Here is a 17,902-nt window from a genome sequence, read left to right on the forward strand (position 1 = left end):
TCAGAATTTTGGCGAGCTATACCTCTAATTTCTTCGCAGAGGACGAAGGGATGTCGCTATCCTGGGAGGCCCTTCGACGGCCTGCTGGAGCGCACCAGTTAACTGCGTCTGGTTGAACGGCTTGGGCAGGCGGAGAACATCTGGATCGGCACCCTGAGGCAGTTCGGCGTAGCCTGTCGCGAGAATGACCGGGATGTGTGGATACTGCTGCCTTATCTTGGAGACGAGTTCCGACCCCGTCATGCCTGGCATGGCGTGATCGGTGACGACGACGTCCGGGACGAAACCGTCTTCAAGATACTGGAGGGCTTCTACTCCCGAGGCCGCTTGCGCCGTTTTGTGGCCGAGGTCCTCGAGCATGAGCACGGTGTTCATGAGGACCAGTACGTCGTCATCGACGGCAAGTACGCTGAGTGACTCTGCAGCAGTTTCAAGCACCGGCTCCGTTGGCGGCGATACTACGGCCCCATCGTCCTGCATTTCGGCTGCCGGCAGCCAGAGTTCGGCCGTGGTACCCTCGCCTTTCCGAGACCGGAGAACCAGCTTGCCACCGGTCTGCGCCATAAGTCCCTGCACCATTGGAAGGCCGAGGCCCGTCCCCTTTCCGACGCCTTTGGTCGTGAAGAACGGCTCCAGAGCGCTGGCAAGGGTTTTTTCGTCCATACCCTCGCCTTCGTCTTTCACAGAAAGGCGAACGTAATCTCCTGGTGCGAGATCGTCGGGGGTCTTCTGCGTCGAGATGGACGCACGCTCTCCAGAAATTGTTATCGTGCCGCCTCCGGACATGGCATCGCGAGCGTTGACGCACAAGTTCAGCAGTGCGCTTTCAAACTGGTTGGGGTCTGACTTTACCTTCGGGAGCGAGAGCGGGAACTGGGTCTGGATGACCGTCTCAGGTCCGACCGCGCGCTGAAGAAGATCGGCCATGCCTCTTACAAGATCATTGACGTCAACGGCTTCGAAGGACAGTTCCTGCGTCCTGGAGAACGCGAGGAGGCGCTGGGTGAGCGCCGCGCCTCGCAGCGCGCCCTGAAGTGCGTTGTCGAGTAGACTGACGACGTCCTTCCCCTTTATTGCGCGTTTGCGGGCCATCTCGAGGCTTGCGATCACGACGGTCAGCAGGTTGTTGAAGTCATGCGCCATGCCGCCTGTGAGCTGGCCGAGCGCTTCCATCTTCTGGGCTTGAATAAGCGCTTCCTGCGCCGCGCGCTTCTCGCTGACGTCGCGGGTCACCTTGGCGAAGCCGATATGCGTGCCGTCTTCGGCCCTGATCGGGTCAATGATGACGCTGGCCCAGAAGCGGGTGCCGTCCTTGCGGACACGCCAGCCCTCGTGCTCGAAGCGTCCCTCGGTCGATGCGATCTTCAGTGCCTGCGTCGGCAGGCCATCGGCGCGGTCCTCGTCGGTGTAGAAGCGGGAGAAGTGCTCGCCGATAATCTCCTCAGGAGTATAGCCCTTGATCCGCTGCGCGCCCTGGTTCCAGCTCGAGACTTTGCCTTCGGGGTCGAGCATATAGATAGCGTAGTCGGTTACGCCTTGCACGAGCAGCCTTAGCTGCTCCTGGCTCCGCCGCAGTTCGTCCTCCGCCTGCTTACGCTCCGTCAGATCGCGGGTGATCTTTGCAAATCCTATCAGGGTGCCGGTCCCGTCCCGGATCGCATCGATAATCACATGCGCCCAAAAGTGTTCGCCATCCTTGCGGACGCGCCAGCCTTCGTTCTCGAACTTGCCTTCCTTTGTGGCGGTGTCGAGCGCGCGCTGCGGCAGACCCCGCTTGCGGTCTTCTTCGGTGTAAAAGCGGGAGAAATGGGCTCCGAGGATCTCGTCCTTGCCATAGCCCTTGAACCGCTGCGCGCCCGCATTCCAACTACTGACATAGCCGTTGGCATCCAGCATGTAGATCGCGTAGTCGGTGATCCCATCGACGAGAATGCGGTAACGGTCGTCCACCACGGTGTCGGTGGTCGCTTCAGGCAGCATGCTTATTCCAAATCAGTTCGAGTAAAACCGGGATATAGCACCCCTCGCGACTTTTCCATCAATCTTTACCGAAACTATACGCATCAGACACTCCTCCGCGCTAGTTCCGTCGACTAGCGACTAGTGCGTCAAGAGTTTAACGGCTCATCGTCTTGCAACGATCATCTTTGCCTGCCCATGGTCCATTTTGCAATTTGGGACAGCCGCTCGAGTTCGACGTCCATCAGCGTTCGGACTTCTTCCGGAGACTCATCAACAAAAGTTGGCCCAGCGTTCTCTCTAAGCAAGAATAATTCCGTCTGATGTTTGTCGTCATCGAACCGCATCTGGATAACAGCGTCCATATTGATCCAGCGCGTTATCGTGCCGTCGGTCAACTTCACGAACATCCCATCCTCCAAGGTGGCGGCCCCCGAGTCGAAGCAAAATTTAGCGCTGGCTCCAAACATGTCCAGCAAGCGGGCAACGCGCCCGCACAGCAGCTTTACTCGCCGGGGATCAAAGAGGAGCCCCGCCAAGCGGGGCAAGTGAGGGCTGGAGAGTACGGACCGCACAGGAAGATAGGGAAGCGGACCGCCCCACGATGGGGCGCCTGTGCGATCCTTGTGGCCTAACAGTAGATAGCCCGGAAAAGTTCCCTGCGGTCTGGACAAATTAATGGCTCCAAGGCCGGCAGGAGAGGAACGGATCGCGAAGATTGCAAGGGGGTGTTGCTGGAGACAGGAGACTCCTCTTCGCGATCCATTCCGAGCCAAGTAACACGTTCGTGTGACAATAGTTCCGGTACAATTCTGGCTAGTAATAGTATTGCCGGCTGACAATGCCAAAAAAAGACCCCGCTTGCAAGCGGGGCTAAATGTTGCGGTGGGTCTCACATCGAAGTGTCGAGTGGCTGTGGTATGACAAATCTCAGCCGGCCCATAGATTTACACACAACGTCTATTGTTCCGCGTCGACAGAATTTTTAAATGGCTTATCCCGTTCGGACAGGTATACACTTCCAATAGGATAATAGAGGAGAGCGGAATTCCATTCCAAGGTCGAGGGAAAAGCAGTCCAGAGGCTGAAAGTGGGCGCGTGGCTCAATAGCTTTGAAGCAGGTCAGATTCGCCAAGGTATGTCGCGTCAGACCGCAACGGTGGTCGCTTGGTCCACAGATGTTTCCGGAGTTCGGGAGCAGACACTACCAGCGGAGGGGTGGCATTCGGCCCCACGCTGACTCTCGTTAATTCTGTTCAGGTCCGGAGATATTGTAGTCACGCGCGATGGTGGACGTAGCGGTTAACCACTCGGACGCGGGTGCGTGGCTGATGAAAATCGAAGGCGGCCCGGTCTACAAAAAGCTCTTTCTACACGCCACAACAAAGGATCATCCGTTGCGGATCATCCGTTTGCGACACCTCAAAGGAGAGGCAACCCGGTTCCGCTCAGGTCAGGCGAAGGTGATTGGGGGAGATGGCGCTTGACGATTCGACATTCTCCATCGATGCGCAGCGTAGGAAGCCTGAGAGCCTCACCGGGCCTGTTCTGTTATCCATACTGCATCTCCAATTAAAGGGTTCGAGGCATTGCAGTTCGGATGTCTTCCGTCGGCCGGTCGGTCTCGTCGATCGTCGAGACGTCACTCGAATAGATCGGCGCCCTATATTGGACAGCGAGGGGCTTCAGGCCAATAGGAGGCGTCCTCTCCATTGGCGTAACGTCTCCTTGGCGAGCGAGATGTGATGCAGTTCGATCAACTTCTCGCGCGCCAGCGTCGGGCCAAAATCGAGATAGCGTTCGCGGATCAGGTCTAGCGCCGCATTGCGAAACTCCTCGCTGTGGCGCCGATTGCATGGCCGTGATCGCTTCTTCGAAACCAGCCCGGCAGCACCGGAACGGTCATAGGCCTGCAGCAGCCTGTGCACCTGACTTCGGCTGAGCCCAAGCAGCTCAGCGGCCTGGCCGACGCTAAGGCGCTGATCACGGATCTTCTCAATAACTTCGAGGCGATGCAATTCTTTCTGCGACATGGTGATCAAACAGGATATGACGACTCCGACCGCTCATGGTCTCGACCAGGCTGAAGGTCGTCATCCTTGCTCCCAACGTTGGCATTGACCAGCACGTCGAGAGGCGAGACTGTCGCATCTCTAACTGGCCCAACTGTCGCATTACTAAATAGCGGCTACAAACTCTTTTGGCATAAGCCGCTATTATGGAACTTAGTCGGCTTGCGCGGCATGTCAACGGATCGCTTCAAGTCGATACCGACCAGCCGGAGAAACCAAGCGAGCAACCGAGATTACATTCCGGTTTGAAGTGAGGCGCACGTGGATGGACAAACACGGCTTGGTCGGAAGGATCGCAAGGAGCGTCTGTTCCCATCCCTCTGGCGAAACCGCTTTTATGGAATATTCGTTTCTGGCACCCTGCGCCGCCTCTAGGAGATAAGAAGTAGGCGTTCGCTCGGTGAAATCCTGCGCGAGGTAGGCAGGAACGGCGCTTGGAAGTACGAAGCGATCTTCCAACTGCACCGGAACATTGTCTTTGTGATGCAGGATCACGGAATGAAAAACTGTGGAGCCGACCTCAACCCCGAGTTCATTGCCGATCTCGAAACTGGCTGGATTCTCAGCCAATGTGATAACATTGGCCGTATGAATTTCTCCACCCTGGCGAATATCTTCAGCAATATCGAGCATATCGAGGACCGCCGGGAAGCATTTTGGTTTGGCTACGAACGAACCGATTCCGGGTATCCGCCGCAGTACGCCTTCGCTTGCAAGTTCGTACAACGCGCGCTCAGCGGTGGTCTTGCTGACTCCATACGATACCACGAGTTGATTTTCGGACGGCACACGGTGGTGTGGCGGCCATTTTCCGGTACGGATGCACGCAAGAATAAATTGTTTAACGTCCTTGTAGGTTCGTAACCTTCCTGCCGGATTTGGACCGCTTATGCGGTTATCCTGCCCGCGCGGCGTTTCCACGGCTTACCGTCCCTTGAACTGCGGCCGTTCCTTTGCGGCAAAGGCACGCATCCCCTCCGCCCGGTCGTCGCTTGCCGCAATCAATGCGGACAGCGAACGCTCGTAACGAATGCCAGCGGACAGCGGAGTCTCGAAACTTTCGAGAACAGCGGCCTTGGCCATGGTGACTGCGATGGGGGCAGCTTGAGCGATACGCTCGGCGATCGCGCAGGCTAGATCGGCCACCGTCTCGCCATCGACGGCGATGCTGCTGATCAGGCCGCAGGCCCTTGCCTCCTCCGCGTCGAGCTTTCGCCCCGCCAGGACCATCTCCATCGCCATGGACTTACCGACGGCGCGCACGAGGCGCTGGGTTCCGCCGGCGCCGGGTATGGTGCCGATTGCGGTTTCCGGAAGGCCGAGCACCGCCGTGCGATCGGCGACGACGATGTCGCAGATCAGCGCCAGCTCAAGACCGCCGCCAAGGGCATAGCTCGAGATCGCAGCGATGAGCGGCTTGGTGATGGCCGCCACCTCGTCCCATTTCTCGCTGAAGCCGCTGGTATAAAGCTCGATGGGAGTGGCGGCGGCTAGCGACCCGATATCGGCGCCGGCGGCAAAGCCGCGCTCGCTGCCGCTAATGACGATCGCCCGCACGGAGTGATCCGCCTGGCAGTCGCGCAGCGCATCGACAAGCCCGGTCAGCATCTCGAGGTTAAGCGCGTTTCGCTTGGCTGGCCGGTCGAGGATGACGCGCGCGAAGCCGCGTTGCTTCTCCGTTTTGACGAGAGATGATGTCATGGTTTGCGCCTTTCCGTCAGCAGGCGGACGGTATCGTCGCGGCGCGCGATTGCAGCCGCGATCTCTTCAGCCGTCCAGTCGTAAAAGCCGTGGCCGCTCTTCGTTCCGAAAGCACCTTCCTCACACAGCCGGCGAACCAGGGAGGGGATGCCTTCGCTGCGATCGAGCGCCGGCATCAGAATGCGCGACACTTTCTCGACCGTGTCGAGACCGGCCAGATCCATCAGCCGCAGCGGCCCTGCCGCAGACCACCGCGGCGCAAGCGTCGTTTCGACCGCCCGGTCGACATCCTCGATGGAGGCGGCGCCTACTTCGACGAGATGGAGCGCCTCGCGCAGGATCGCGTATTGCAGCCGATTGACGACGAAACCCGCTATATCGGTCTTCACCTCGATCACTTCCTTGCCGATATCGGCGCAGAGCGCGCGGGCGTGTTGGACGACCTCATCCGAGGTTTTCTCGCCGCGCACGATTTCGACAAGCGGCATGACAGCCGGCGGATTGAACCAGTGAATGCCGACAACCCGCTCCGGCCAGGCAAGCCCCGCCGCGATCAGGGTGATCGGAACGCTGGAAGTATTCGTTGTCAAAAGGCAATCGACCGGCGCCATGGCTTCGATCTCGCCGAAGACGCGCTGCTTCAGCGTAACGTCTTCCGCGAGATTCTCACTGACGATGCCGGCGCCGGCAACGCAATCCTCCATCGAGGTCGTGTACGTGACCGCCGCTTCGCCAGCGATGGCGACGATCCGGCTCCGCGCCTTGTCAAGCGTCTCCGAGCTGCGGGAATAGACGGCGACGGGATAGCCTTGTGCTGCAAACACGCCGGCGATGCCGGCACCCATCGTGCCCGCGCCGAGGACGGCGACCTTCGGCCCGGTGCGGGTCTTGTCGTTGATGTCCTGCGCCATGGTCAGATGACTCCCCGCAACCGGAGATTTTCGATATCGGGGCCGGCCAACCCCAACTCATCGCTCAAGACTGCATCAGTATGTTGACCCAAGGTCGGCGCGACATAATCCCCGCCCGAGGTAATGCCGCTGAAGCGAACCGGCTGCGGCATGACCTGGAATTCACCGGCATTGCGATGCTCCACGGTATGCAATAGCTGGCGGTGCTGCGCATGCGGCGTAGCGAGCGCCTGGGCGAGATTGTAGATCGGCGCGGCCGGGACACCCGCCTCATCGAGGAGCTGCGTCACCTCCTCCGTCGAGCGGGTACGCGTCCAAGCCTCGATGAGGGCTCGCAGCTCCTCCTGATGGCCCTGCCGATCCGGATCCGTCTTGAAGCGGGGATCCTCGGTCAGACTCGGATTGCCGAGCGCGCGCGCCAGTCGGGCAAAGAGCGCATCGTTGGCAACGGCGATGACAACATAGCCATCGATCGCCTGATAGGAATCCATCGGCGCACTGATCGGATGTGCGTTGCCGACGCGGCCGGGAGCGCCGCCCTTGCCGCCTGTGATCTGCGACAGCGAGACCATTTGCAGGGACATGATAGAATCGAGCATAGCGACATCGACATGCTGACCCTTGCCGGTCCGATCGCGCTGAAACAGCGCCGCAAGCGCGCCCCAGGAGCCGTAGATGCCGGCGACAACATCGCCGATCGCATCGCCCACGCGGGTCGGCGGCCCATCCGGCCAGCCGGTGACGGTCATGATGCCGCCCATTGCCTGGACGACATGATCGTAGGCGGCACGGTGGGCAAGTGGCCCGTCCTGGCCGAAGCCGGAAATACTGACATAGATCAGGCGCGGATTGAGTGCTTTTACGGCCTCGTAGTCGATGCCCAAACGCGCTGTGACGCCCGGCCGGAAATTTTCGACGAGAATATCGGCCTGCTTGATCAATCCGAGCAGCAGTTCGCGGCCCTCGTCCGATTTCAGATCGAGCGTGACGCTCTTCTTGCCGCGATTGACCAGCATGAAATAGCTGCTCTCGCCGCCAACATGCGGGGAGAAGGCGCGGGAATCGTCGCCATGATCGGGGATTTCGATCTTAGTCACCGTCGCGCCGAGATCGCCGAGCATGGCCGAGCACAGAGGCCCCGCAAGCACGCGCGCCAGATCCAGCACCTTTATTCCATCGAGCGGCCGTACGGCCTGCGTTGCTTCGGTCACGGAAGTCTCCAAGCTCTTAAACGTTGACTGCGAGGGCACGGTCGACGGCCCCGGCGATGGTGCCGTTGTCGATGAGGTCGCGAACGGCCTGTAGTTCTGGGTACATGGCGCGGTCGCCGTCGCGTGGCGGAACGACATGCCGGATCGCGTCATACGCCGCACCCGTACCCCTCCCCGGCCGCAAAGGCCGGTGAAATTCCAGCCCCTGGGCGGCACAGATGAGCTCGATCGTCAGGATATCGGCGAGATTGTCGGCCGCTGCACGCGCCTGCATTGCGGCGGAGACGCCCATGCTCACATGGTCCTCCTGGTTGGCGCAGGTGCTCACCGTGTGGACCGAAGCCGGCGCCGCAAGGCTGCGATTGTCGCCGGCAATGGCAGCGGCCGCATAAGGCGGGATCATGAACCCGGAATTGGCGCCGCTCGCGCCCATGAGGAAAGGTGGCAGCTCGCTGATATGGCCATTGGTCAGGCGGTCAGACCTTGCCTGCGACATGGTGCTCACATGGGCGATTGCGATCGCCAGCACATCCAGCGCCAGCGCCGTTGGCGCGCCATGGCCGTTGCCGCCGGGCAAAGGCACGAGCTCCTCGTCTTCGATGACGAAAACGGGGTTGTCAGTCACCGAATTGATCTCGATGGTCAGGACATCGCGGCAATAGGCGAGCGCATCGCGCACGCTGCCATGGACCTGCGGAATGCAGCGCAGGCTGAGCGCATCCTGAAGGCGATGATCGCGGTGCTTCGCCAGTACCTCGCTATCCGACAACAGGCTTCGCAGCCGGCTCGCCGTCTCGACCTGTCCAGGATGCGGCCGCATCCGCTGAAGGCGCTCGTCATAGCCGCGGCTGTTGCCTTTCAGCGCTTCCAGGCTCATGGCGCCGGCGACATCGGCAATCGCCACCAACTGCTCAGCCTGATGGACGGCGAGTGCGCCCATGCCGGTAATTTCATAGGTGCCGCTGATCAGCGCATGCCCTTCTCGCGGACCGGGCGCCTTGATGGCAATGCCGGCGCGGGCCATCGCCTCACGTCCCGAAAGCAGCTCGCCTTCGTACCAGGCGCGTCCCTCGCCGAAAATGACGAGACCGATATGCGAGGTGGCGATCAGATAGCCGACCGAACCTTTCGCAGGCGACCAGGGGATGACGCCGCGGTTGAGCATCTCGCTCATGGTCTCGACAAGCCCGGCGCTGACGCCGCTGCAGCCCTGCAAGAGCGCCTTGATCATCGTCGCCATGATGGCGCGCACGGCCGGCGGATCAAGCGGCGTGCCCATGCCGCTCGCGTGGCTGAGCAGCATATTGAGCTGCGCACGGGAAATATCCTCGGGCTCAAGCTTCACGGTGTAGAGGTCGCCGACTCCCGTCGTCAGGCCATATATCGGCCTGTTTGCCTCAATGGCTTGAAGCAGAAGAGTCTGAACTTTGCTCATGCCGTCTACTGCATCGGGGCAAAGGGTCACTTTTGCTCCGGCTGCGATGTCCGCGATATCCTTGATCGTGGTCGGCGACGCGCCGAGCCGAACGGTCGCGGAGTTCTGTGAACGTTTGCTGCTGTGTGGCATTCCGGTTTCCTTGGGCGGACGCCGGCTTTCCCCGTCCGGAGACAAGCGGCCTCTCTACTTCCCTCTGTCCAGGGACGGCGGCCGAACATGGCTCGGCCGCCGTGATATCGATTAATTCAGCTTGTTCTTCGCCAGCCAATCGCCGGCAACGGTGTCGAAGCTTTCCTGATTGGCGAGGCGGCCGTTCATCTCGATCAGGTCCTCGGTTGTGAGCGCGGCGGAGACGGCATTGAGCGTCGCGGTGACCTTGTCGCTGACCTTGCTAGTGGCGATTATCGGCAGGATGTTCTGCGCCGGGAACAGGTTCTTCGTATCCTTCAGCGCGACGAGCTTGCTCGCCTTCATCGCCGGATCGGTCGAGGTCATATCAGCGGCATGAACCTGACCATTGATCAGAGCCGAAAGGGTCAGCGGACCGGCCACGTCAAGGGTTTTGAAATCCTTGAATACCAGGCCATAGACGTCCTTCAGACCGACGACGCCTTCCTTGCGCGTCTTCCATTCCGGCGGACCGCCGAGGATGAATTCGCCGGCGACCGGCTTCAGATCCTCGATCGATGTCAGGGAGTATTTCTTGGCGGTTTCTTCGGTGACGGCAAGCACGTCCGAATCCTGGGCATCGGATGCGGTCAGCATCGACACGCCCTTCGGCAGCACCTTGCCGAGCGCCTCGACGACATCCTTCGGGGCATGCGCGGTGGCGCTCTTGTCGAGGTAGCTCAGCGTCGCGCCGGCATATTCGGGAAGAAGGTCGATCGAGCCGTCGAGCAGCGCCGGCATGTAGACTTCACGGCTGCCGATATTGAGCTTCGTGTCCACCTTCATGCCCTTGGCAGCGAGCGCCAGGGCATAAATCTTGGCAAGAAGCTGGCTTTCCGGGAAGTCCGCGGATCCGACGATGATCGTATCGGCATCCGAGCGTGGCGTGCTCGAGGACAAGGGGTCTTCAGCCCGCGCGAGCGGAGCGACCGTGAGAAGGGCAGAAATGGCAATAGCGCCGATTGCAAGCATGTTTCGCTTTATCATCATCGTTCTTCCTAGCTGTTCCGTTGTTTTTCGTTTGCAAGCTGGCGTCGGCTGGCGACGCCTTTCACAGTCCGGCGCGTCAAGCCGGGCGAGACTGCGATCCTGGATGCGAGGCCGAAGAACAGGTCGACGATCAGGGCGAGAACACCCACGAGAACGGCGCCAGAGGCCATCTGCATGTAGTCGTTTTGGGCGCGGCCATCGATGATGAGCCGGCCGAGGCCACCAAGCGAGACGTAGGCAGCGATTGTCGCTGTCGAAATCACCTGCAAGGCCGCACTGCGGAAGCCCGAAAAGATCAGCGGCAATGCACAGGGAAACTCGACGGTGAGCAGCAAGGCGAGTGGTCTGTATCCCATGCCTCTGGCCGCATCGACAGCCGCCGGATCCACCGAGGTGATTCCGGAATAGGCGCCCATCATGATCGGCGGCACCGCGATCAGCACCAGAACGGCGATACTCGGCACCAGATAGGCCAGGTCCGATTTGAAGTAAGGCCCGACGAGAATGACGAGCAGGACGATCAGGCCGAGGCTCGGCAAGGCGCGCGTGGCGTTCGCAAGGCCGGCGATCAGGAAAGTCCCCTTGCCGGTATGCCCGACATAGAGGCCGGCAGGCAGGCCGATGAGCGCCGCGATGAAAAGCGAGATGAAACTATATTGCAGGTGCTGGGCAAGAAGGTTCGGGATGCCCTCCGAGCCCTGCCATTGCGCTGGATTGAGAAACCATTCGATCATGAGCTCACACCTTTCTCGGCCGCCAGGGCGTCAGCCAGCGATTGAGCAGGATGACGAGACCGTCGAGGACGACGGCAAGCAACAGGCAGAGCACGATGCCGGCGATCAGCGGCGTGACGAACCGAAGCTGAAGACCTTGCGTGAACAGCAGCCCGAGCTGCGGTGTCCCAATCAAGGCAGCGACGGAAACGATGCTCACATTGGAGACGAGCGCCACGCGCAGACCGGCGGCGATAACGGGCACGGCAATCGGCAGCTCGACCATGAAGAACCGCTGCAAGGGCCGGTATCCCATGGCGGTGGCGGCCTGCAGCGTATCCGGGGGCACGGCGCCGAGGCCATCGCTGACGGTGCGGACAAGCAGGGCCAGTGAATAGACCGTCAGTGCCACAACCACGTTGAGCGGATCGAGGATTTTCGTGTGCAGCACCAGAGGCAGAAGAACGAAGAGCGCGAGCGACGGAATGGTGTAGAGCAGGCCCGCGACCCCGAGGATCGCCGACTTGAACAGCCCGCTCTTATGCGCCAGCCATCCAAGCGGCAGCGAAAGAATGAGAGCGGCGATGACGGGAATAACGGAAAGACCGACATGCCACCAGAACAGGTTGGCAATATTTCCGGACTCACGTAGCAGCCAGTCAAACCGCATGGTCCGCTCCCTTCACCGAAGCCGCCGGATCTTCCGATCCATCCAGCAGCGCAACCAGATCCGCAACCCCGATGGAGCCCATCAGCTGGCCCTTGTCGTCGACGACGACACCGCGGCGGCTGGGCGAGCTCAAAGCCGCGTCGAGAAGCTGTCGTAGCGAGCCGTCAGCCGAAGCGAGCGTGCCACTGAGATTGAGGTCGCCCATCCGGACTGGTCCCTGCAGGCTTGCCGGTTCCGTCCAGCCAAGCGGCTCTCCGCGCTCGTTGGTGACAAGCAGCCATCGATCCTTGGTAGCACCTCGCGCTGCTTCCGGCGTATCGCCGAGGCGCACGGTCGGCTCGGTCTTGACAGCCAGTCGTCCATGGGCGCCGACGAAACCCAGGAAACGATAGCCTCGGTCGCGGCCGACGAAATTGGCGACGAAGGCATCGGCCGGTTTCGTCAGCAGCTCCTGCGGCGTCGCGATCTGCGCGAGCTCGCCGCCGACGCGCAGGACGGCGACCTGGTCGCCGAGCTTCAGCGCCTCGTCGATATCATGGGTGACCATGATGATGGTCTTGCCCATTTCTCGCTGAAGACGCAGGAACTCGTCCTGAAGCTGTGTGCGGACGATGGGATCGACCGCGCTGAAGGGCTCGTCCATCAGCATGAACTTGGGATTGGAGGCGAGCGCGCGCGCCACGCCGACGCGCTGCTGCTGGCCGCCCGAAAGCTGCCAGGGATAACGGTCCGCAAAGCTTTCCGAGAGACCGACACGCTCGAGCAGCTCCAGCGCGATCGCGCGGGCCTGCTTCTTCGGCGTGCCGTTCAGGCGGGCGGTCGTCGCAACATTGTCGATGATCGTCCGGTGCGGGAAGAGGCCGGCATGCTGGATGACATAGCCGATCCGACGCCGAAGCACCGCTTCGTCCATCCGCGATGTCGGTTCGTCGCCCAGCCGGATCGTACCGGAGCTCGGAGCCACGAGGCGATTGATCATGCGAAGCGATGTGGTCTTGCCACATCCGGACGGCCCGACAAGCACCGTCAATTTACCGGTCGGCGCCGTGAACGACAGTTCGTTCACCGCCACAACATCGCCGTGATAGCGCTTCGTCACATTTTCGAAAGTGATCAACCTGGCTCACCATACCTATATGTACTTGTATATATAGGTTACATAAAAGTGAGGGGCACGCAACCGGGCAAGGCCAGTTTTTAGCCTTTGTGGTGCATTGCACATAAAATGTGCGATTGGAGGATGGTGGCGCTTAAAGACGCGCCACAAGCTGCATCAAATGCGCTACCACGGACGCCAGGTTTCCCCCGGTCGATGCGCCAATGCTGGGATGTGGATGGCCAGCAGCGCTCGTTCCAAGATCAAAGCTGCCGCCTTCGCGCCGGTCATCAGCGGCTATCTTGAGTGATGAAAGTATGGCGGGTCCCGGGATGGATGAACCGTGTGAATGTTGTGACATCATCACCGACCCAAGTCTTTCTCGTGACAACAAGGCAAGGATCACTCTCGTTCAGTTCGAGAAGTTGTGCTTCTCTGGCAGTTGGAAGGACGGCCTGGATCTCGTTCTCGGTGCGCGTTGGAAGCGCGATCGACTGGAGATAATCTGTCGTGGAATAACTGGTGAAGTTCTGGTTGAGATAGCCGGGAGCGAAGCCAGGAGACACAAATCGGTCTTCTAGTTGCACCGGGCTGCCGTTTGCGCAGTAGACGATAAGCGAGTGGAAGATGGGAACCCGAGCTCTTGTTCCCATTCGCTGAGCAACGTCGGGCGGGACACTTGTCTGCTCGACGGCGTGCACGCGAATCGATAGAACTTCTCCGCGGTTTCGTATGTCGTCCGCAATGTTGTGCAACAACACGAAAGTAGACGAAGCTCGGGGCGGAGCAACAAACGTTCCAACGCCGGCAATCCTCTGCAGCACACCGCTCACGGTCAACTCACGCAGCGCGCGATGGGCGGTCAATCGAGATGATCCCAACTCGGCGGCAAGCTGGTTTTCGCTTGGTATTTTCGCGCCGGGCCGGAATGTGCCATCCGCGATTCGGTTTAGCACATGGAGTTTGATTTGTTCGTATAAAGGCTGCGGCTGCGAGAGCATGCAATCTCCATGTAAAAATTCAAGGCGAGCGCTTACGCCAGCGAGTTCTTTTCTTTTTCGCTGACAATGCAACCTTATAGCACGTGAACTTGTATAGGCGATGGCTCTTGGAGAACGACCCAAGGCCGACCGCCCCTGGTGATGTCAGATTAACTTTCCTTGAAGGCGTTCGCTATTAGCTGGCCGCCATGAACCTGAAACCGGTCAACTACAAACGGCATCGCTTTCACCCGACAGATCAAAAGGCTGTTGGGCGAAGAGGTGCACGACCTCCCCTCCCCGCTGGATCCGACCATTGATCGCCATCATGCTCGATCCCAACACGACGCGCCGACGGCGCTCGAATAACATGGGCCAGACGACGACATTTGAATGGCCGCTGTCGTCTTCAAGAGGTAAGGCGGCCATTTGAAGACGGTATCCGCGCTCACATCGAAGTGCTGAAGGAAATAATCGAGGACGCTAAGGCCTCCGGACAAGGTAGTAGCAGGGCCATGGCGATACTTTCTCTCATGGTAGGCCCCGTCACGCTGTCGCGGATCGCAGAGGATGAGACTTTGTCGAAAGGCATTCTCAGTGCCGCGGCAGCAGAAATCCGGCGGATAGCTCGGGGCGACGGTGCCGCCTGAATGCCAAGGCGGGTTCAACGAGTAGGCGTGGCGTTGCCAGAGTGACGACTTCGTGGTCGATGGATCTGCTGACGATGCGGATGAGCGCGAGGTGCCCTAAGCAAGCTGTCATCGCGCGGTCGTCCAGACCGGGCTGAGGAATTCGATCTTGCAGCGTCAGTATTGCAGGGTGCTCAGATGCGAGCTAGACCGATCATATGCATGGTATTAGGCTGGAAAGAGCCCCGCGGCCACCGTGCAGGATACGATAACGAGCCAGATGGACGCCGCCCGCTGAAGTATCATTAGGCGCCTCTGGGTTCGCGCACCGACCTGCGTCAAGCTGCCGATCAAACCCCAAATCGCGGCAACGATGCTTGCCAGCGCGACAAAAATCCCTAGCTTTGGCAGCAAGTCCGGCGCGGTCGGCGAAGGTAGAAGAACAAGTCCGAAGACGAGGGCCTTGGGGTTAAGCGTCGTCGTCACATATATGCGTCCCGCGGTCACGCTGCGGTCCGTGATATCTTTGTTTTCCGCCACCCAAAGCTTTGTTGCGAGATACATAACCCAAATCGCCGCTGCGGCCTTCAAAATCAGGGCGGTTTCCGGCCAACGGCTGATCAGCGCTCCCCCAAGCCACGTTAGGGGCACGATCATAGTGAGGTAACCGAGCAGTTCGGCAGGGAGTAGTTTCGGAACGAGCCAAAAACTGTTGCGTGCCGATGCCAACCCCATCAGCGTATTGGTCGGCCCGGGGCTCAAGAGGAGAATGAACACCGCCGAGATAAATGCTGGATAGCTCATTGCAGGTCGTCTGTAGTGGTAGGGTCTTCAGTCAATTTCGATGGGGGTACAGGCAGGTGCTTGCCCTTGGCTTCTCTCAGGTCCAACTATCTGTCTCGTCGTTGTGAGGAATGCTCGACTGGCTTCCCGGACGCGAGCAGGCAATCGCAGCCGCCTTTGCGGCTCGTCGCATTGCCGCGTCGAGCGAGAGGCCTCGATCCAGAGCTGACGCGAGGACGCCTACAAAACAGTCGCCAGCTGCAGTCGTATCCACGACATCAACGCGCAGCGCCGGAACCCTTGCGTTCTCGCCGTTGATAAACGCTTCTGCTCCCTCTCCTCCCATTGTGCGTAGGACACCGGTGTTGAGAACATCAGACAAGGATCTCGCGCTCGGCTCGCAACCAAGCCAACCGGCAAGGGCTTCGGCCTCGTCTTCGTTCACGATTACGATATCGACGAGAGAGAGAAGGTCGCGATCCAGCCGGTAGGCCGGCGCGAGGTTGAGAATCGATTTTGCGGGATGGTTGGAAACCCGTCTGACTAGATTTTCGATCTGGGTAGCGTCGTTTTCCATCTGCATCAGGACGTAACCTGCATTTCCAAGCAGCTCATCTTCAACACCATCAGACTGCGCGACGAGGTTGGCGCCGGCTGCAACCGCAATCATGTTGCGGCCATTGGCATCGATCATTATCGCGGCGGAGCCAGTGGGTTCGCTCGATCGAACCACGCGGCTGATATCGACCTCGCCCTCCAAATTCTGAAGGGCGATGGGGGCCATGGCGTCGTCACCCACCGCCCCCGTCATGATGACTTTTGCGCCATCCCGCGCAGCCGCCAACGCTTGGTTGGCTCCCTTCCCTCCGGCCTCGGTTCGCGATCCGCGGGCTAAGACGGTCTGACCCGCCTGAGGTATTTCGTCGACCAGGTAGATGAGGTCAACATTGATTGATCCAAACGTGACGATCATAGGGTACCAATCCTCAGCTTACTTTTGGACGGCTGCGCGAAAACGTTCGGTTCCCTGATGACCCGCCCTGTCAATGGGATCGTCGTCGGTCATCTGAATATCATCACCGGAACTCCATAATCAACACTCTCCTGAAATTGTTTTTTACTTTAGAATCGATTTCTATTTTCAGCAAGCGTGGTGAGGATTGGAGCCCTATAGCGAACGTTCCCTGTCTGCCGACGACCCGATCTAGAATTTGTGGAAGCCTATTCCAAAATGGAAACAAACCTTATAGGCTGCATAAAAAAGGAGATCTCAAGTTTGACTGTCGCAGCCGTATCACGGTGCTTGACCCTTTTGGAGGTGCTGGCTGGAGAAGCAGGATCCGTCGAGTTATCCGACCTAGCTGGACGTCTTGATATGCCAGCGAGTGCAGTGCATCGCCTTTTGACTACGCTGATTAGCCACGGTTGGGTCACCCAAGACGCTGCGAGCCAAAACTATGCCCTTTCTCTTCGATTGAGCGCCTTGGCGTTCCGGAACCTTGATGCTCGGAATGTCCCCGACGTGGTCCAATCTGTTCTGAATCGGCTGGCCGCGGAAACGAAAGAATATTGCCGTCTCGCAATCCTGGAAAATGAGGATCTGATATGGGTGGCACGGGCACAAGGTGCGACAGCCGGCCTCCGATATGATCCGGACATGGGACAAGAAATTGTTCTTCACGCAACGGCGAATGGAAAGGCGTGGCTTTCCACTCTGCCCGAAGAACGCGCGTTGGAGATCGTCTATTCTCGCGGTTTCACGGCAAAACGAACGCTTGGTCCCAATTCTGCTCGATCAATTGATGAACTCAGAGTCCGACTGAATGAAACCCGGGAGCGGGGCTTTGCAACCTCTGTCGAAGAGGGTGAAGCTGGCACCGCAGCGGTTGCGGTTCCCTTTCGAACGAGTTCTGACGCTGAAGCACCGGTCGCTGGAACGATCTCCGTTGCGGGACCTCTTATGCGCATAACCGAAGATCGTTGGCCCGACCTCGTCCGTTCTCTCAATAAGGCAGCGGCAGAACTGAGCGATATCTGGCCTCTGCGAGTTCGTCAGCGAACCCTGACGCCACTGATCGTCGCCACCGGCGCAGTCCGGTAGCTGGCGTCTACAGTTTTACTTTGAAGTACAATCACGGCTGGCGTGAATCGCTGCAAAGGATCGCCGAGCTCTGGCATTGCAGACATCATCATATGCCATCACGCAGGAGGCTCTGCGCCTCCCGCGCCCTCGCTAGGGCCGTTTTGTCCACCGGGGGTCGGCTGCGAGGCAAGCTGTTTGGGAGTACATTCCCGTTTAACCTCTGGTCTCTGCCGATATTCACTCTCCGCCTCCAATTATATTGCGGTTCCCGATGTTCTGCACCCGAGACGCACTCAACCCAATTTTTCACTGGATTTGAAAGACTGTTTCGTTTTAGAAATCATTTCCAATTAAGTCTGCAAGTAGAGAGGATTTGCGATGAGCGTAAAGCGATGGGAGGACGACGCAACTCTTTGGCACGGTCCGGATTATGGCTCGGAGGCTTTGAAATACCACCCAGACGTCAAATCCGCCGCAGTCGCAGGCCGGATCATCACC

General features: G+C 59.4%; 15 protein-coding genes and 3 pseudogenes. 2 read left to right on the forward strand and 16 right to left on the reverse strand.

Features of this window, described 5'->3' with window-relative positions; translation table 11 throughout:
• Positions 1–24: 24 nt before the first annotated feature.
• The 14 genes and pseudogenes from FHT69_RS32325 to FHT69_RS32385 all read right to left on the reverse strand — a co-directional run bounded on the left by FHT69_RS32325 (position 25) and on the right by FHT69_RS32385 (position 13,930).
• Positions 25–1,986 carry a PAS domain S-box protein gene (locus FHT69_RS32325; protein WP_409527539.1) on the reverse strand — a complete coding sequence of 654 codons (1,962 nt, stop codon included), beginning with the start codon at positions 1,984–1,986 and terminating at the stop codon, positions 25–27.
• Positions 1,987–2,141: 155 nt separating this feature from the next.
• Positions 2,142–2,369 (reverse strand): hypothetical protein, encoded by a 228-nt coding sequence (locus tag FHT69_RS32330; protein WP_183906508.1) that lies wholly within the window; start codon positions 2,367–2,369, stop codon positions 2,142–2,144.
• Positions 2,370–3,205: 836 nt separating this feature from the next.
• Positions 3,206–3,518 (reverse strand): annotated as a pseudogene (locus tag FHT69_RS34455) (putative quinol monooxygenase).
• Between the two features lie 150 nt (positions 3,519–3,668).
• Positions 3,669–4,010 (reverse strand): annotated as a pseudogene (locus FHT69_RS32335) (helix-turn-helix domain-containing protein); the annotation flags it as partial.
• Positions 4,011–4,205: 195 nt separating this feature from the next.
• The gene (locus FHT69_RS34735) at positions 4,206–4,922 is read right to left on the reverse strand and encodes a UTRA domain-containing protein (protein ID WP_183906546.1); all 717 of its coding nucleotides are present in this window, start codon (positions 4,920–4,922) and stop codon (positions 4,206–4,208) included.
• 33 nt (positions 4,923–4,955) lie between these two features.
• On the reverse strand, positions 4,956–5,732 hold the full coding sequence (locus FHT69_RS32345) for an enoyl-CoA hydratase-related protein (RefSeq protein WP_183906509.1): 777 nt from the start codon (positions 5,730–5,732) through the stop codon (positions 4,956–4,958).
• Positions 5,729–6,643, reverse strand: a complete 915-nt coding sequence (locus FHT69_RS32350; protein WP_183906510.1) for a 3-hydroxyacyl-CoA dehydrogenase family protein — start codon at positions 6,641–6,643, stop codon at positions 5,729–5,731. Before FHT69_RS32350 ends, FHT69_RS32345 begins: the two co-directional genes overlap by 4 nt.
• Before the next feature lie 2 nt (positions 6,644–6,645).
• The gene (locus FHT69_RS32355; protein WP_183906511.1) at positions 6,646–7,854 is read right to left on the reverse strand and encodes a CaiB/BaiF CoA-transferase family protein; all 1,209 of its coding nucleotides are present in this window, start codon (positions 7,852–7,854) and stop codon (positions 6,646–6,648) included.
• Positions 7,855–7,870: 16 nt separating this feature from the next.
• Positions 7,871–9,421: a histidine ammonia-lyase gene (gene hutH / locus FHT69_RS32360; protein WP_183906512.1), complete on the reverse strand. Its 1,551-nt coding sequence runs from the start codon at positions 9,419–9,421 to the stop codon at positions 7,871–7,873.
• Between the two features lie 111 nt (positions 9,422–9,532).
• Positions 9,533–10,450 (reverse strand): ABC transporter substrate-binding protein, encoded by a 918-nt coding sequence (locus FHT69_RS32365; protein ID WP_246721397.1) that lies wholly within the window; start codon positions 10,448–10,450, stop codon positions 9,533–9,535.
• 8 nt (positions 10,451–10,458) lie between these two features.
• Positions 10,459–11,184: an ABC transporter permease gene (locus FHT69_RS32370; RefSeq protein WP_183906513.1), complete on the reverse strand. Its 726-nt coding sequence runs from the start codon at positions 11,182–11,184 to the stop codon at positions 10,459–10,461.
• A gap of 4 nt (positions 11,185–11,188) precedes the next feature.
• Positions 11,189–11,833, reverse strand: a complete 645-nt coding sequence (locus FHT69_RS32375; protein ID WP_153368342.1) for an ABC transporter permease — start codon at positions 11,831–11,833, stop codon at positions 11,189–11,191.
• The gene (locus FHT69_RS32380; protein ID WP_183906514.1) at positions 11,823–12,950 is read right to left on the reverse strand and encodes an ABC transporter ATP-binding protein; all 1,128 of its coding nucleotides are present in this window, start codon (positions 12,948–12,950) and stop codon (positions 11,823–11,825) included. The genes FHT69_RS32375 and FHT69_RS32380 overlap by 11 nt, the downstream gene beginning before the upstream one ends.
• 269 nt (positions 12,951–13,219) lie before the next feature.
• Positions 13,220–13,930: a UTRA domain-containing protein gene (locus tag FHT69_RS32385; protein ID WP_183906515.1), complete on the reverse strand. Its 711-nt coding sequence runs from the start codon at positions 13,928–13,930 to the stop codon at positions 13,220–13,222.
• A 389-nt stretch (positions 13,931–14,319) separates the two neighbouring features.
• On the opposite strand from FHT69_RS32385, the pseudogene FHT69_RS34465 reads away from it, so the two are divergent.
• Positions 14,320–14,559 (forward strand): annotated as a pseudogene (locus FHT69_RS34465) (TetR/AcrR family transcriptional regulator); the annotation flags it as partial.
• Between the two features lie 207 nt (positions 14,560–14,766).
• On the opposite strand, the gene FHT69_RS32390 reads toward FHT69_RS34465, so the two are convergent.
• The gene (locus FHT69_RS32390; RefSeq protein ID WP_183906516.1) at positions 14,767–15,342 is read right to left on the reverse strand and encodes a hypothetical protein; all 576 of its coding nucleotides are present in this window, start codon (positions 15,340–15,342) and stop codon (positions 14,767–14,769) included.
• 76 nt (positions 15,343–15,418) lie between these two features.
• Positions 15,419–16,294: a ribokinase gene (locus tag FHT69_RS32395; RefSeq protein WP_183906517.1), complete on the reverse strand. Its 876-nt coding sequence runs from the start codon at positions 16,292–16,294 to the stop codon at positions 15,419–15,421.
• A gap of 258 nt (positions 16,295–16,552) precedes the next feature.
• Between FHT69_RS32395 and FHT69_RS32400 the strand changes: the two genes are divergently transcribed.
• Positions 16,553–17,422 carry an IclR family transcriptional regulator gene (locus FHT69_RS32400; protein ID WP_246721398.1) on the forward strand — a complete coding sequence of 290 codons (870 nt, stop codon included), beginning with the start codon at positions 16,553–16,555 and terminating at the stop codon, positions 17,420–17,422.
• The last annotated feature ends 480 nt before the right edge of the window (positions 17,423–17,902 follow it).

This window comes from Rhizobium sp. BK008, assembly GCF_014197345.1.
Classification (GTDB): domain Bacteria; phylum Pseudomonadota; class Alphaproteobacteria; order Rhizobiales; family Rhizobiaceae; genus Rhizobium; species Rhizobium anhuiense.